Raw genomic sequence first — 16525 nt, 5'->3', positions numbered from 1 at the left:
TAAAAAAGAAAAAAGACAGCTCCGAAGAACTGCCTTTAAGTGAGTCAATTAAATTTTAATTTGAATAAATATCAGTCTTCAAGCCGCTGATATAAATCCATAAATTCTTTTGCCATATCTTTAAGTAAAATTGCTGTCATTAAATGATCCTGAGCGTGAGTAAGCAGCAGACTGCTTTCTAATTTCTCTCCACCAGCTTCTTTGTTAATAAGTTCTGTTTGTTTGAGGTGGGCTTTAATCAATTGATCATCTGCCTCATTAAAGACATCTTCTGCCTCTTCAGGTTCATTGTTTTTCGCATGTTTAACAGCTTTTAAAAACTTCTTTTTTACTTCTCCACTTAAAGAAATAATTTCAATTAAATTCTCTTCCAGTTCCATCAATATCCTCCTTGATCAACTATTAGCCCAGAGCTATAAAAACCATTAAGTAGTGCAGGATTCCACCAGCTAAAATAAAGAAATGGAATATCTCATGAAAACCAAAATTAGGGCTCAAATCTGGCTTTTTAAGTATATAGAATACTGCTCCAGCAGTAAATGATAAGCCTCCTGCGAACATTAAGACTAAATTGGCTGTGGGCATTGTCATAAATAACTGATGAAAGGCGAAAATACCAACCCAGCCCATTAATAGATAAACTATAGTATATAAAATCCTGGGGGTTTTAAAGTACATAAACTTCAGAAAAAAACCGCCTAAAACCAGTCCCCACTGAACTGCAATAATTGTCCACTTCAGCCAACCTTCTAAATAAAGGTAAGCAACCGGAGTATAAGAACCGGCGATCATTACAAAAATCGCAAAGTGATCTAGCTTGCGCCAGATAGACTGTTCATCATCTTCTTTTTTAAAGGCATGGTATAAGGAGCTTGCCAGAAATAAAAATGCTACTGAGAGACCATAAACGGCAGCAACAATAATTTTATCCGGGCTTTCTAAGGCTCTAAAAATTAAAAATACCAGCCCAATTAATGCTAAAATAAAACCAACAAAATGAGAATAAAAGGAAACCTGTTCATCTTTTCTCATTTTAAAACCTCCATTCTCTCTACTTTAAATTGATTGTAACACTCAAGAATAAATTTTCAGCTAAATTGATTACAATCTCAGGATTTTCTAGTTTTATTATAACATTAATTTATTAAAATATCATTATAAATAGAAAAACTGCCAGTTATTAATCTTAAACCGGCAGCCCTAATTTGTAATTGATATTTAAATGACTATTGGATTAAAAATTGAATAATCATATTTTAAACTGAAGTTCAAGCTTTTCTGTGAAACCACCATTTTTTTATATTACTGATTTATAATTATTTAGATTCAAAAATTCTTTCATTTCATTAATGAGTTTTACAGCTTTTTGTCTTGTTTCCATTTCTGCAAAAATTCTCAACAGAGGTTCCGTGCCAGAAAATCTAGCAATTATCCAGCCATCATTTTCAAAATATACTTTAACTCCATCCTGATAACTAACATCTTTAATCTCATATTTAAAATCAGGTAATTTTTTATCAACAAAAAGTTTCTGGATTAAGGCTGCTTTTTCTTTTGCTGTAAATTCTATATCACTCTCTGCCGCCTTGTAATATCCAAACTTATTATTGATTTCTGCCATCAGCTCTGATAATTTTTTCTTTGTTATACTCAACATTTCAATTAAAATACTGGCAGCAAAAATACCATCTTTTCCCTTGATATGGCCTCTAATAGTCAAACCCCCACTACTTTCTCCACCAATTAAGGCATCTTTAGCTTCCATAGTAGAGCTAATATGTTTAAAACCAACTGGAACTTCATAGCACTTTTCGCCATAGGCTGCTGCTATTTGATCTAAAAGATGAGTTGTTGCTACATTTCGAACAACTCCACCTGACCAGCCTTTATACTCTAAGAGATAATAATAAAGAAGCGCTAAGACATCATTGGGATGAATAAAATTTCCTTTCTCATCTATAATGCCTAATCTGTCAGCATCTCCATCAGTCCCAATACCTAAATCATAATTTCCTTCCACAACCATATTTTTAAGACGATTGAGAGTATGAGTATTTGGCGAAGGAAGTCTACCACCAAATAGAGTATCATGCCGGTCATTTATGGTTTCCACCTCACAGCGAGCAGTAATTAAAATTGTCTGAAGTGAAGTTTTAGAAACACCAAACATTGGATCCAGTAATATTTTCATATTACTACTTTTTATTGACTGAGTATCAATCATCGAAATTATTGTATCAATATAATCATTAAAAGGATCGATTATTTTTATCAGATTATTAGTTTGGCCTTTCTCGAAATCCATAAATTTAACTTCAACTAAATTCATCTTGCTTATCTTTTTTTCTATTTCATCTGTAACTTCTTCCGTGGCATCTCTCCCCCCCTTGGTAAATAATTTAACTCCATTATAATCTGCCGGGTTATGACTGGCAGTGATAGCAGCTCCATAAAATGTTCCATATTCCTTGACAGCATGCATTATCAATGGTGTTGGTGAAATTTTTTCAATAAAATAAACATTTATCCCATTAGCACTTAAAACTTCGGCCAGCCATTTAGCTGCTTTATCTGACAAAAATCTTCTGTCATAACCAATTACAAAACCTTTATTATCAAATCCCTGTTCAATCATTAAATTTGCTATTGCCTGGGCCAGCAGCTGAATATTGGTCTTGGTAAATTCCTCTCCAATTTTAGCTCTCCAGCCTCCTGTTCCGAATTCAATCATAATTTCCCTCGCTTTCATCCCATTGTTACGATTATTTCGTTTACCGAATCTTTTTCCTGAGCAGGAATCACTCCATCTATCCTTTTACCATTTAATTTTAGCTCTTTAATCCCTTTTTCCACATTATCCGGGTTATTGACTTTTATATTGTATTCTGCCCCGCGCCAGCGTCTTTTTATTTCAAAATAATCCCAATCCGAAGGTATACAGGGGTCAATAATTAAGCCCTGATAACTGATTCTAACTCCCAGAATCCACTGAGTTACTGCGCGATAAGCCCAACCTGAACTTCCTGTCAACCAGGGATGTCTGGCCCGACCAAAATCTTCATGGTCTCTACCCATAATAAACTGACAGTAAGAATATGGCTCAGCTTCCCTGGTTTCAATTTGATCATTCTGGGCTGCCGGCAGCAGAGCATTATAAAACTTCATTGCTCTATTACCTCTTCCCAATTTTGCCTCAGCTATCCAGGCCCAGGGATTAGGGTGACTAAAGATAGAACCATTTTCTTTAATTCCAGGATATACCCGGGTTACAAAACCTATTTCGTCATCTGCTTTTGTATAGGAAGGAGCATTTAAATGAAGACCATAATCAGAATACAAATATTCATTAACAGAGTCCATAGCTTTTATGGCTCGAGCCTGAGAAGCAACTCCAGAAATTACAGCCCAGGTATTTGATTCTAAGTGAACTTTACCTTCCTCATTTTCCTTTGAACCAATTTTATTTCCACTACCTGTAATTCCTCGCAAATACCAGTCTCCATCCCAGAGATTTTCTTCACAGGCGTTTTTTACTCGCTCAGCAATTTGGCTGTATTTTTTAAGATCCTCTTCTCGCTCTAAAAATTCTGCTGTTTCAATAAATATTTCTAAGGCCCAGTGATGTAAAAATGAAACCATTGCACTTTCTCCACCACCCAGATTGAGGCAGTCATTCCAGTCAGCTCTGAGACCCTTGCAAATTCCTGTTGCTCCAATCTGCTCAGCAGAGAAATCTAATATTTGTTTAAGATGTTCATAGACAGTATCTTCTCCCTGGTCTGCATAAGGAATTATTTTATCAAAAAAGTCTAAGTCATTTGTTTCTTTTACATAATTACAGACAGCAGCGACAAGCCAGAGAGCATCATCAGAACAGGTATCATCTATTCCATGGATAACATCTTCCAGATCAGGCTCAGGAACAACAGTTGGTGACTCAAATTCTACTTCTTCTGCCTCTGGATCAAACCAGTCCGGATCAAATAAATGTAATCCATAACCCTCAGCCGTCTGACCGCGTAAAAGTTGGATCAATCTTTCTTTTGTCTTTTGCGGGTTAGTATGAGCAACCGCCAGACTGTCCTGAGCGGTATCCCGATAACCTAAGCCGGTTCTACCACCAACTTCAACAAAGGAAGCAAACCTTGACCAGACAACACAGGTTTCGGCCTGATAGGGATTCCAGGTGTTGATCATTGTATTTAAGTCTTCGTGTGGAGTCTGACACTGAAAATTATTTAGTTTTTCTTCCCAGTAATTATTTAAGCTGGCAAACTCAGCCTCCAAATAATCAAAATCAGAGTATTTTTTGCGCATTTTTTCTGCCTTTTCTCTTCTGCCAACTCCCAAAATTAAAACAAATCTTTTTTCCTCTCCTGGAGCTAAATTAAATTTTTTATTTAAAGCCGCACAGTGATTGCCACCTTTTTTGCTGCTGTTTGAGCAGACTCCTCGCTCCAGAGCAATTGGATTGGATTCATCTCTATAATTACCAATAAATTTATCCCGCAGACAGTCATAACTATCTGCAGTAAAATTGGCTGTAAAATAATGATATTTACGCGGGTCATAATAAAAATCATATTCTATTATTCCATCCTGATAACTGCTGCCGGCAGAGTATAAGCTCATCTGAAAATTTTGATTATCGATTTCAATTTCGTGGAAAGAAAATTCCAGATATGAAAATAAGCTTAACTGGCGCTCTAGATCACTATTATTTTTGATTTTTACATCCCAGATTTCTAGATCATCAGCCAAAGGAATAAAAATCGTCTTTTCTGCTTCAATATCTTTATAATTACATTTAAATTTAGAATAAGATAAACCATGTCGAACTTCATAATTGGCTTGATTTAATTCTTTTGCAACCGGCTGCCAGGACACACTCCAGTAATCTCCGTCATCCTGATCACGCAGATATAGATAGTGTCCCGGTCTATCTAGAGGCACTGCATTGGCTCTAAACCTGGTTATCCTGTGGTGCTGAGCACTCTTGTAAAAAGAATAGCCACCTGCATTTTGCGAGATAACTGTGCAAAAATCTTTGGTACCAAGATAATTAGTCCAGGAGACTGGAATGTCAGGTCTTTCAATTACATATTCTCTATTTTGATTATCAAAATATCCATATTTCATTTTTAATATCGTCCTTTCTGATAAGTTTATCCTTTAACTGCTCCCTGAGTTAAACCTTTAATTATATGCTTTTGTAAAATAATGTAGACAAGTAAAACTGGAATAACTGTCACAATTACTGCTGTAGCCTGTAAACCAAGGTCAGTTCCATACTGTGATTTAACCTGGTTTAATAAAACTGTTATTGGCTGTACACTCTTATTCGGTACAAAAACTAAAGCAGAAAAAAGGTCATTATAAGACCAGAGGAAAGTAAAAATTCCTACAGTTGCAAAAGCAGGCCTAGAGATTGGAACAAAGATTCTGCTAAAAATCTGCCATCTTGTAGCTCCATCTAATAGAGCGGCTTCTTCAATTTCTGTAGAGACAGAAGACATATATGCAGAAAGCATCATAGTTGCAAAAACCAGATTACCGGCAGTATGGGGTAAAATTAAGGCAAGATAGGTATTTACAATCCCTAAATCAATAAAAATCTCATAAACTGGTACCACAGTTACAAAAGCCGGAATCATTAAAGCAACAACAATCATTTTATTGATAAAGCCTCGAAACTTAAATTTAAACCTGGACATGGCATAACCTGCCATTCCACCAAATAATAAAACAAGTAAGACAGTTGTTCCTGACATTATTAAACTGTTTTTATAACTGTTTAAAATATTAATTCGTTCTGTAGCAGTAACATAATTTGCTAAATTAAATGAATCTGGCAGGCTAAAAGGGGCATCAACAATCTGAGTTGTGGTTCTAAAAGAATTATTAGCTACCCACAAAAGTGGTAAAATAGTTGTGGAAGCCCAGGCAATTAAAACCATGTAGATAACAAATTTGGTCATTGATATCTCTATAAAGTAATCCTGAACTTTATTTAAAACTTTTTTGGGAGAAAACTTAGTTTTCATTAAAACACTTCCTTTCTAATCTAATGATCAATAAAATTTTATTAACTTAATTCTATCTACTATTTAATCAATAGTTACATCTTTATCTCCTATAAACTTATTGGTTAATGATGTTACAACCACACCTAAAACAATTATAAAAATTGCAATTGTGGAGCCATAACCAAATAGTCTTCTCTGAAACACAGTACTGTACATATAAGTTCCTAAAACTTGAGAAGAATCAAAGGGTCCTCCAGCTGTAATCATCCAAACCATATCAAAAACCTTTAAGGTACCTGTAATTGCCAACACTATAGTTACTCTGATATCCTGAATAATTAATGGTAATGTTATTTTAGTTACTCTCTGAAAAGTAGTTGCTCCTTCTAATCTAGCCACTTCATACAAGGCATTAGGAATTTTAGTTAGTGCAGTCAGTATAATTACAAAATAAAAACCAACATACTGCCAGATTGTTGGAATCATTACCATTGCCAGTGCCTTAGATGCATCAAGCCACAAAACTGGATCCATATCAAAAAATTTAAGCACTGAATTTAAAAGACCGGCATCATAATTATAAAGCAATCTAAATAAGAGACCTAATGAGGCTGCTGATAAAACTATTGGAAAAAAGAAGGTTGTTCTAAAAAAGTTTTTACCATATTTTATTAAATCAACAAAAATCGCAAGTAAAATTCCCAGGCCAACCTGAAAAACTACTGCTGCAATCATGAAAATAAAAGTATTTTTAGTTGCCAGCCAGACTACTGGGTCATTAAACAATTTAATATAGTTACCAAAGCCAATAAATTCTGGATTAATATTGTGCACTGTAAAGAAAAATGTTTTGTAAAAACTTCTCAATATCGGATAGAATAAAAATATACTCCAGAATAATAATGCGGGTAACAGGAAGAAAAAGATTACTTTTTTATCTTTTTTAAATTTAATTGTCTCCACCTCCAGTGAAAAAGTGAGGAGCAGCTGGTATGTGCCACTCCTCATTGATTATTTAAATCTGTTTATCTTGTTTGTAATTCAATTTCTCTTACTGTTTCTAAAATATCTTCTGCTGATCTTCTACCAGAAACAATATAAGCTACACCATCAACAAGTGTCTGCCAGGCTGGTCGCTGAATCTGAGCATCAATTGGAAGAGATACATGATCAGCGTTTTTAAACATTTCTAAGCCATCCTGATAAGGTTTTGATAGTCCGGCAGGTGTAACATCTGCTGCTGGAAGACCACCATTTGCCTCAGCAATTTTCTTAATTGCTTCTTTACTTGTTAAATGTTTGAGCAGTTCAACAACTGCTTCCTGTTTTTCATCATCATTATACGCTTCTTTGCTTAAGTACATTCCAGAGGTAAAACCAGCAATTAAATCACTCTGATTACCGTTTTCTCCTACTTTTGGATAAGGAACTATAGTAACTCTATTTGCTCCTTCGTTTTGAGCATCTGCAATTGCCCAGGAACCTTCGACTAACATTGCTGCTCTTCCCTGTTTAAATAACTGACGTGCTCCAGACCAGTCCTGAGTCAGGGTATCTTTCTGGAAAGCATCTGCTTCGTATAACTCCTGCATATGGTTTAAACCGTCAACCCACATTGGATTAATCTCATCTGCGATTCCAGCATCGTGAGCTGCTGCTCCACCAACCTTTAAAATAGAATGTTCAATATTATAATGAGGAGTCATACCCAGACCAGCTGCCATGGGCACAATATCATTGGCTCTAAAAGTCTCTACAGCAGCAAATAATTCTTCTTTTGTTTCTGGAATCTTAACATCATGTTCTTCAAATAAATCAAGGTTAACAATCAATCCTTCATAAAAACCAGTGATTGGTAATGCATAAATATTTCCATCACTGTATTTAACCTGTTCTAAAACAGAATCCAGAAAACCGTTCTTCCATTCTGGACTATTTGCCAAAATTTCATCAAGAGGAGTAACTCGACCAGATTCTACAATTGGTTTAGCCTGAGAATCAGTAAAATACATTGTGATATCTGGTTCATTACCGGAAGCAAAATCATTTTCAATTCTAACTTTAACACTTTCGTCTAAAGTTGCTGACTCATCAACAATCTCTACTTCAGGATGTTCTGCCTTAAATTCTTCTATCAATTCCTCATAAACACCAGATGCAGGGTCTGCACCAGAAAACATAGAATAAACTCTTAATTCAACAGCTCCAGCGTTTACGACACCAACAGATAAAACTAAAAGCATAGCCAAAACAATAATCATACTTTTCTTCATTAAAAATTCCTCCTTATAGTTATTTGCCTATATATAATTGCAAGTTACATGCCAGAGAAATAAAATAAAAGTATTTATTTTAACTATTAATTTCAAAAACCCTTTAAACGCTGTCAGATCAGCTATCTTAATTAAAATAAAATATTTATAAAGTTCTTTATTTCGATTTTTTTCTAAATTAAAGCACAAAAAAAGCGCGCAATCGTTAGATTACACGCTTTTACACACTATTTTTTTAACTTTTATTTATTTTTTTATGTAAATCTATAATTTCTTTTGCCAGATCTTTTAATAAGGAAGCTGTCATCAAATGATCCTGACCGTGGGTTAATAAAATACTCTTCTCAATTTCCTCGCCATTACTCTCCAATTTTATTAACTCGGTCTGTTTTAAATGAGCTTTAATCAATTTTTCGTCTGCTTCCTTTAAACATGCTTCCGCTTTTGCATTCTGATTACTTTTAGCATATTTAATTGCTTCCATAAATAAATTTTTTGCATCACCACTATAGGAAATAATAGTGAATATCATTTTTTCTAAATCCATATTTACCTCCTTTTACTCCTTAATCCTCTCTGCTATTTTAACAAATGGAAAATATATTAAAATACCAATAAAGATATTAAATATCTGCAGCAAAGAACCTGTTATCGAACCAGTAATTAAAAAACCACTTATTATGGGAGGTGTTCCCCAGGGAACCATAGCAATAGTTTTAGGTACAAGACCAGTTAGAATTGCAAAATAACTGCTGAGAGTTAAAATAAGTGGTGTAAAAATAAATGGAATCAAATAAATGGGACTCATTACTATTGGTAATCCATATAAGATTGGTTCATTAATATTAAAAACTGACTGAGTAGAACTCAATTTCATTAGATCTCTTTTTCTTTTAGAATTTGAAAATAAATAAATAACAATTAATAAACTAATTGTTGTCCCACTACCTCCCATATAAACAAAAGAATCAAAAAATGGTTTGGTAAAGATATTGGGAACTGCCAAATTATTATTAACAGCCTGAATGTTTTCCTGTAAAGCTGGCAGATATAGAGCCTGAATTACCGGTTCTAAAATATTTGTTCCATGTAAACCTAAGAACCAGAAAAAATGACCTATAAATACAATCACTAAAGCTGTACCTAAATTATTGGCTAATCCCATTAAAGGTAGTTGGATTAATCTATAAATTTCTTCAATAATATTTTCAATTCCAAATGAGGCAAAAACTATTCTCATTAGAGAAAAAATTAAAAAAATCATGATTGTGGGAATCAAGGCAAAAAAGTATCTATTTAAAATTGGACTCATGGTCCCTTCTTCTTTCTGTTTCTTGAGTTTGATGATATTCATCATCTTTACATAAATTTCAGTTGCCAGAATCGCTACTAAGATAGCAACTAAAAGCCCAGAAGCATCGAGCCACTGAAAGGGAATAGTCAATCCATCTTTTCCTGACTGAATAATAGTAATTATAAACGCCGAAAAAGAAATTAAAGCAGCTAATAAAGGATCGGTGTCATAAGAATCAGCCAGGTTGTAGCTGATTGAAAAAACAATCAAAAGTGACATAATTGCAAAGGTCCCACTGTATATATAATTTGAAAATGAAGTCCATTCGGGACCAAATAAAAAGGCCATAAAATTTTGGTATGCCCTAATGGGAAAATTATTAATTAAAATAGCCAAAGAACCAATAATCGCTAGCGGCATGATTGAAATAAAGGCATCTCTAATAGCGATTAAATGTCTTTGAGAACCTAATTTGGAAGCTACGGGAACAAATTTATTTTCCATTAATCTCATAAATTTATTCAGCATTTATATCACCTTTTTGTCTAAAAGAGTTAAAACCTGGTTTAAAACTGCCTTACCATTTAAGGTTCCATATTGAATACTATCTATTACAGCAAACTTTGCCTGAGTGTTTTGATAATCTCTTTCTAAATTATTTAATAAATATTTTACCTGTGGGCCAAGTAAAATTAGATCAATTTTTTTACTATAGTTTTTCAATTCTGATTGAGCAAGTGCTTCAATATTTATTTGTATATTATTTTCTGCAGCAATTTTTTTCATTTTGGAAACTAATAAACTTGTTGACATTCCTGCAGTACAGACTAAAACTACATTTTCCATCCTTATCCCACCTGTCATTTAATTTATCATAAAATCAATTTTTATCAACATTATTTTTGCTTTTAGAGTTTTCCAAAAAGCTCTGAGCAATAAATGCTATCTCATCCTGAGGGATTTTTACAGCATATTCTTTTTCTAAAAACAGCATCTTTTTTTCTACCTGGTCAATAAAAGACTGGTTTGTACTCAGATAATCATTTAACTGAGCAAAAGTTTTTCCTTTTTCACCCTGAAGCAATTTTTCTATTAAGAAAATTATATGCATCAGGATCCCAATTTTAACATCATTATCAATTTTCATTTTGGCCTCATTTAAAATTGAATCAATAATATTTTTGCACTCATTAACAATTTTACTGCTGTTAAGTTTTTCTAAATGTTCACCTAAAGAATTTTTAATTTTATTATAACTATCCAGATTATCCATTTTAGTGTCTAATTGATTAAAGGCTTTACCTGAAAGAATATCAACAGCTGGAATAAATGGTATATCGGCCTTTTTAATATCAACCGTACTGACAACTGCCAGTAAATTATAATCTTTTTGGTACTCTTTTATTTTATTAATAAAGTTATCATAATCTATGATATTGAGAGATATTATTTCTAAATTAGCAGGCGAATATTTATCTGCAATAATTTCCTTTAACTTACTGGAAGCCCCTTCTCCTGTAAAACAGGCTGTAATAATTAAATTTTTGCTCTTTTTAATTTGAGCTTCAGCCTTAACATCTGTAAAGATATCATTTTTAGCAAGGGCTTTATTTCTTTTTTGAGCTATATAATTGAGAGTATTATTATATATTTCTTCGATACTCTGACCAAGTATTGCCTTCCTGCAGGCATCAATAACTATTGGAGTACTCACCATATCAATTATTTTTATTTTTCGATTATTCTTTGCTTCCATCATCTCTGCAAAACCGGTTAGAGAACCCATATCTACTAATAATAAAATATCTCTATCTTTAGCATTTTTATTGATTTCGGCACTGCAGTGCTTAAAGAACTTCTCTGCCTCCATATCTAAAGGCATATCCATCCCAACAGCAAAGTTCTCTCCCAAAAGTTTATTTGCTACATCTGCCATGCTTGTTGCAGTAGAGTTCCCATGCATCAAAATATAAACTGCTACCTCTGATTTACTTTTGTTTTTGCTCTGATAAGGATTTTTTATTAAAAACATACTGATATAACCGATTTCATCTAAGGGAGTTTCTATTTCAAATTTTTTATCTATTAATGAAGCTGCTTCAATTGCAGTCATAAACTCCTGAAAATGATTAATCCGAATGTTGTTTAATTCAGGATGATATATTTTTTCACCAGCCTTGATTCTTTCTATACTCTTCTGCAAATGCAGAGCCAGAGCCAGAAATATTTTTTTATCAAATTTTCGCTGCAGTTTTCTGGAGGATAACTGTAAAATAGCTTCAGTGATTTCTATAATTTCACTTTCCACAATCTTATTTATATCTGATTTATTAATAATATTTGGTAGTGATTCCAGGTGTTTTTTAAAGTGAGCCTCAATATCAATATTTAATATCTTTTGAATTTTTTCTTTATTCATATTTTCCTGGCGAAGACTATTTAATTTATCCTCTATTACATCATAAAATAATTTGCCAGGTTTTGCTGTTCCTACTTCATTTTTAGTATCTGAATCTAAATTCACTATTTTATTCTCTTCAGAATAAGAAAATTCCAGGACTTCACTCTGGCCTTTAAATAAATTTTCAACTTCCGAACGTTTGTGATGTAAATTAAGAATTCCTTTTTGCACATGTTCTGGAATGTCCTCCTGTGAAATTAATATATATTCATTATCAGAAGTTTTGTAATTCAAAAATGATTTTGCACCGGCTAATTGAATATCACTTGCCAGCTGGCCAATGTTATTCGGGCAGTCATACAATAAAAAAGAAACTAGAGAATTCCTGTCAATATAAATGCTTTTACCTATATTCTTTGATTCCTCTTTTAAAAAGTTTTCGATCAGCCTAAATCTTTCTTTTAAACCTCTATTTTTTAAAGAAGGTAGTTTAATTACCATTGGAATTCTACGGACAAAAGTATTAAGTAGAAATGAACCCGGTTCTTCAGTAGTTGCTGCAATTATTTGCACCTGAGCGGTCATCTTTTTTTCACTTTCTCCCAGTGGGCGAAAATGTCCATTATCAATAAAAGTAAACAGCATCTCCTGTCCCTGTGGAGGCAGTCGATGGACTTCATCCAAAAATAATACTCCCTGATCAGCTTTTTTTAGTAAGCCATCTCGATCCTTGTTGGCACCGGTATATGCACCATTTTTTACTCCAAAAATTTGGGAAATCAATAACTGTGGATTATCCGAATAATCAGCACAGTTAAACTGGACAAAAGGAGCATCTTTTGCAATCATTTCCGAATCAACAGCAAAACCATGCATTAAATTTGCAAACATAGATTTGCCAACACCAGTTTCTCCTAAGAGTAAGGTGTGGAGACCATTTGGAGGATATAAAATAGCTGCTTTTGCCTGCTGAATTTGATTTTTCAAACTCCCCTTAGCCCCGATAATTTCATCCAATTTACTTTTTTGATTTATATAATTAGCTTTTAAATCAATATCTCTATTTACTGTTTTTTTAGTATTTTTATGATTGGCACCTGACTTTAATTTATATAGAACAGGTCTTCCCTGAATTTTGACCAATCTCTCATCTCGATATAATTTATTTAAATAGCGACTAATATTTGCTCGGTTAGAATCGAGTTCATCTGCAATCTCAGCTGCAGAAACTCCTTCCTGCTGCTCATTCATATTTTTTAGAAACTGATAAACTTTTTCAATTTTTTTAATTTGAATCACCTCCAGCAGAATAATTTAAGATTGTTAAGATTTCATATTATATAATAAGACAAAATAATTAAATTTGCAATTTTTTTAATTAAATATATTTTTTTGCATATATTTTTGTGAGTTTGCTCTATCTGGCATAATACTTGCATATTATATAGTGTGAGGATAATTAATATCTTTTAAGGGGGATAATATGTTCAAAATAAAAAATTACTTAAACAAAGTTTTATCAAATTTTAAAGTTCGAACAAGATTACTAGTTTTCTTTTTATTAGTTAGCATTATTCCAGTTGTAATTATCGGTTACTTCTCCTATAATAGTGCCAGAGAAACAATTGAAAATAAAATATCTCATTATACTGAGCAATTAATTCAACAAAGTAGCATCAATTTAAATAATAATTTAGAAAAGATCGAAAAAAATTCTACAATGATCATCTCAAATCGAGATTTAATGCAGAAAATATCTAAACTAGATTATGAAGATGATTTTGACGAATTAATGGACATCAAAGATGTTGATAATCAACTCAACTCTATTGTCTAGTCAAATAAAGAAATTGAAGGAATAATTATTTATCGACCGGAAAGTTCAAATTTTTCTACCTTCAATGAAGATATTACGGAAATAATTGAAACTGATTTTTCTCAAAATCAGTTTTACAAATCTGCAGTTCAAAATAAAGGAGATTCAATCTGGGGACATAAGCTAAACAATAATGAAAATTTTTATCTGATAAAATCTTTAACAAGTGTCAACACTTTTAATACAATTGGAGCACTGGTCTTTGTTTTAAACACTGATATCTTTGCAGATCTATATGAAAATATTAATATTGGCGAAAATTCTTTATTAATGATAACTGATCAAAATAATAAACTGATTTCTATCTCTGATACTAAAATCGGGGAGAAAAAGAAACAATCGCTTTTAAATATCTCTCAAGTATTAAATCTGGATAATAACAGCTATATATCTGAAGAAAATAATAGTTTAATAGCTTATGATCAATTAAATAATAGCTGGAAACTAATCGCCCAAATACCAATGGCCTCTCTTTTAAAAGAAATCCATAATAATAGAAACTTTATTTTGATTATAGCAATCTTATGTATTTTAGTTTCAATAATTATTGCAGGACTTGTTTCTAAAAATTTTTCTGTTTCAATTGATAAAATTGTTGATTCGCTAAATAAAGTGGGGGAAGGTAAAGTTAATACGAAAGTTGATATTATTGGTAAAGATGAGTTTGCTGTTCTAGGTAATAGCTTTAATAAAATGACTGCTAAAATAACTTCCCTGATTAAAAAGAGCAAAGATACTGCTGAATCAGTAATAGATAATTCCAGTCAGGTAAATGAACTGGCAAATACTTCTGAAGAAAATTCTATACTTATTTCAGAGTCAATTAATAGTATTGCAGATGGAGCAGTAAAACAGGCCGAGGAAGCTCAGGCAGCAACAGATATGATGAAAAACTTATCTCAAAAAATTGAAGATGTAAATCTTACAATAGAGAACATGAATCAGTTAACAGATAATATTAAAAATACCAGCAGCAGTGCAAATACAACCGTTAAAAGTTTAAAAGCAAAAAGCAAAAACGCTGCAGATATCTCGGATAAAGTAATTAATGATATTCAAAATTTGAATGAAAAAGCTCAAAAGATTGACAGTGTAATTAGTCTAATTGAAGATATAAGTGAACAGACTGATCTTTTATCTTTAAATGCTTCTATCGAAGCTGCTAGAGCCGGAGATGCCGGGAGGGGTTTTGCAGTTGTAGCTGCCGAAATACGTGGTTTAGCAGAAAAATCGTCTGAATCTGTAGAGGTAATCAAAGACATAATAAAAGATATTACAATGGAAAGCAAAAAATCTGCTGCAGAGGTTGAAACAGCTAAAAAAGTTTATTTAGAACAGCATCAGTCTGTAGAAAAAACCGAAACTGCTTTTAAAATGATTAATCAAAAATTAAATCAAATAGTTTCCTATATCAAAAACCTAGATAATTCTGTAGAATCAATCAATAAATATAAAAAAATGAGTTCTGAACAGATAGCTGACATAGCAGCAATTGCACAGGAGTCATCGGCCACAACAGAAGGAGTTAATTCTTTAAGTGAAAAACAAAAAAATTCTGCTGATAAATTGACAAATGTCTCAGAAGAATTAAATCAAATTATTAAAGAGTTAGAAAAAGCACTTAACTTATTTTCAATTTAAACAATAGTCATTAAGCCCTGAAATTTTCAGGGCTTATTTTTCATTCTTGACCTTGAGCCTTTAATTGCTAAAGATTTTCTATATTTGGCAACAGTTCTCCTTGAAATATTAAGCTCATAACGTTCATTAAATATCTCAACTATTTGGGAATCACTCAATGGTGATTTTTTATCTTCATTTTTTATTAATTCAACTATTATTGCCTTAATGCTTACAGAAGATAAATTGTCAATACCACTGTTAAAAAAGATTTTAAAAGGTACTGTGCCGTGAGGAGTCTGAATATATTTATTCGTTGTAGCTCTACTTACTGTAGATTCGTGCATTTCTATATCATCTGCAACCTCCTGCATGGTCATGGTATATAAATATTTAAAACCATATTCAAAAAAATCATATTGTTTGTCAATAACTGTTTTTAAAATTTTAATAATTGTATTTTTTCTCTGTTCAATGCTTTTTATTAACCATAATGCAGATTTATATTTTTTTTGCAGATATTCTTCTACTTCAGAGTCATTACTGTTTTTTAATAAATTTAAATAATAAGAACTAATATTTAAATTAAAATCATTATTATCAGCAATTATTTGATAACCTGTTTCTGTTCTTTCTACAATTAGATCTGATTTTACATATTCCGCACAGGGGTTAACAGAATTTATTGCTTCTTCGAGATCTAAATTTCTAATTTTATGATAAATTTCTTCAACTTTTTCCATTTTCTTTTCTGTACTTGAATCATAAAATATTTTTGCTATCTCTTCAATGCCAAGGCTAAGTTCACCTTTGTGATCAAGATTACCAACAATAAATTTTCCTAGCTCCAGTTCTTCTTCTTTTAAAACTTCAAAAAGTTGTTTTTCTATGCTTTCACAAAAATGTGGACTATAAGCAATAAAATTTTCATAATTTATAGGGTTGTATAATTAATGTTGTGAAGAAAAAAATGTAAATCTAAAAATATCTAAATAAAAAAAGGCATCTGCCTGGCTCCGTTGAATTAATTATTTG

At 32.3% G+C, this 16525-nt stretch carries 14 protein-coding genes; 2 read left to right on the top strand and 12 right to left on the bottom strand.

Annotated features, from left to right (window positions below; genetic code table 11):
* Positions 1-71: 71 nt before the first annotated feature.
* The 11 genes from C8C76_RS12515 to C8C76_RS12465 all read right to left on the bottom strand — a co-directional run bounded on the left by C8C76_RS12515 (position 72) and on the right by C8C76_RS12465 (position 13293).
* Positions 72-380, bottom strand: a complete 309-nt coding sequence (locus C8C76_RS12515; RefSeq protein WP_108142151.1) for a PTS lactose/cellobiose transporter subunit IIA — start codon at positions 378-380, stop codon at positions 72-74.
* A 22-nt stretch (positions 381-402) separates the two neighbouring features.
* Positions 403-1032 (bottom strand): PAQR family membrane homeostasis protein TrhA, encoded by a 630-nt coding sequence (trhA, locus tag C8C76_RS12510; RefSeq protein WP_108142149.1) that lies wholly within the window; start codon positions 1030-1032, stop codon positions 403-405.
* Positions 1033-1297: 265 nt separating this feature from the next.
* The gene (locus C8C76_RS12505) at positions 1298-2731 is read right to left on the bottom strand and encodes a phosphoglucomutase/phosphomannomutase family protein (protein ID WP_108142178.1); all 1434 of its coding nucleotides are present in this window, start codon (positions 2729-2731) and stop codon (positions 1298-1300) included.
* Positions 2732-2745: 14 nt separating this feature from the next.
* Positions 2746-5139, bottom strand: a complete 2394-nt coding sequence (locus tag C8C76_RS12500; protein ID WP_108142147.1) for a GH36-type glycosyl hydrolase domain-containing protein — start codon at positions 5137-5139, stop codon at positions 2746-2748.
* A gap of 26 nt (positions 5140-5165) precedes the next feature.
* The gene (locus C8C76_RS12495) at positions 5166-6044 is read right to left on the bottom strand and encodes a carbohydrate ABC transporter permease (RefSeq protein ID WP_108142145.1); all 879 of its coding nucleotides are present in this window, start codon (positions 6042-6044) and stop codon (positions 5166-5168) included.
* Between the two features lie 63 nt (positions 6045-6107).
* Positions 6108-6860 carry a carbohydrate ABC transporter permease gene (locus C8C76_RS12490; protein WP_258222558.1) on the bottom strand — a complete coding sequence of 251 codons (753 nt, stop codon included), beginning with the start codon at positions 6858-6860 and terminating at the stop codon, positions 6108-6110.
* Between the two features lie 191 nt (positions 6861-7051).
* Positions 7052-8299: an ABC transporter substrate-binding protein gene (locus C8C76_RS12485; RefSeq protein ID WP_108142143.1), complete on the bottom strand. Its 1248-nt coding sequence runs from the start codon at positions 8297-8299 to the stop codon at positions 7052-7054.
* Positions 8300-8534: 235 nt separating this feature from the next.
* A complete protein-coding gene (locus C8C76_RS12480) occupies positions 8535-8846 on the bottom strand; it encodes a PTS lactose/cellobiose transporter subunit IIA (RefSeq protein ID WP_108142141.1) in 312 nt (103 codons plus the stop codon).
* Between the two features lie 12 nt (positions 8847-8858).
* On the bottom strand, positions 8859-10121 hold the full coding sequence (locus C8C76_RS12475; RefSeq protein WP_108142139.1) for a PTS sugar transporter subunit IIC: 1263 nt from the start codon (positions 10119-10121) through the stop codon (positions 8859-8861).
* Positions 10122-10439: a PTS sugar transporter subunit IIB gene (locus tag C8C76_RS12470; RefSeq protein WP_108142137.1), complete on the bottom strand. Its 318-nt coding sequence runs from the start codon at positions 10437-10439 to the stop codon at positions 10122-10124. It lies immediately after the preceding gene.
* A gap of 34 nt (positions 10440-10473) precedes the next feature.
* Positions 10474-13293, bottom strand: coding sequence for a sigma 54-interacting transcriptional regulator (locus tag C8C76_RS12465; RefSeq protein WP_108142135.1), 2820 nt, complete (start codon positions 13291-13293; stop codon positions 10474-10476).
* Between the two features lie 184 nt (positions 13294-13477).
* Between C8C76_RS12465 and C8C76_RS12460 the strand changes: the two genes are divergently transcribed.
* Positions 13478-13831 (top strand): hypothetical protein, encoded by a 354-nt coding sequence (locus C8C76_RS12460; RefSeq protein ID WP_108142133.1) that lies wholly within the window; start codon positions 13478-13480, stop codon positions 13829-13831.
* Positions 13832-14140: 309 nt separating this feature from the next.
* Positions 14141-15511 carry a methyl-accepting chemotaxis protein gene (locus C8C76_RS12455; protein ID WP_108142131.1) on the top strand — a complete coding sequence of 457 codons (1371 nt, stop codon included), beginning with the start codon at positions 14141-14143 and terminating at the stop codon, positions 15509-15511.
* A gap of 26 nt (positions 15512-15537) precedes the next feature.
* Here C8C76_RS12455 and C8C76_RS12450 read toward each other — a convergent pair whose 3' ends face one another.
* Positions 15538-16428: an RNA polymerase factor sigma-54 gene (locus C8C76_RS12450; RefSeq protein ID WP_375135330.1), complete on the bottom strand. Its 891-nt coding sequence runs from the start codon at positions 16426-16428 to the stop codon at positions 15538-15540.
* Positions 16429-16525: the final 97 nt, after the last annotated feature.

The sequence above is a fragment of the Halanaerobium saccharolyticum genome, from assembly GCF_003053565.1.
Taxonomy (GTDB): Bacteria; Bacillota; Halanaerobiia; order Halanaerobiales; family Halanaerobiaceae; genus Halanaerobium; species Halanaerobium saccharolyticum_B.
Note: the sequence above shows the minus strand (reverse complement) of the source record. Positions and strands in the feature narration are given on the sequence as shown.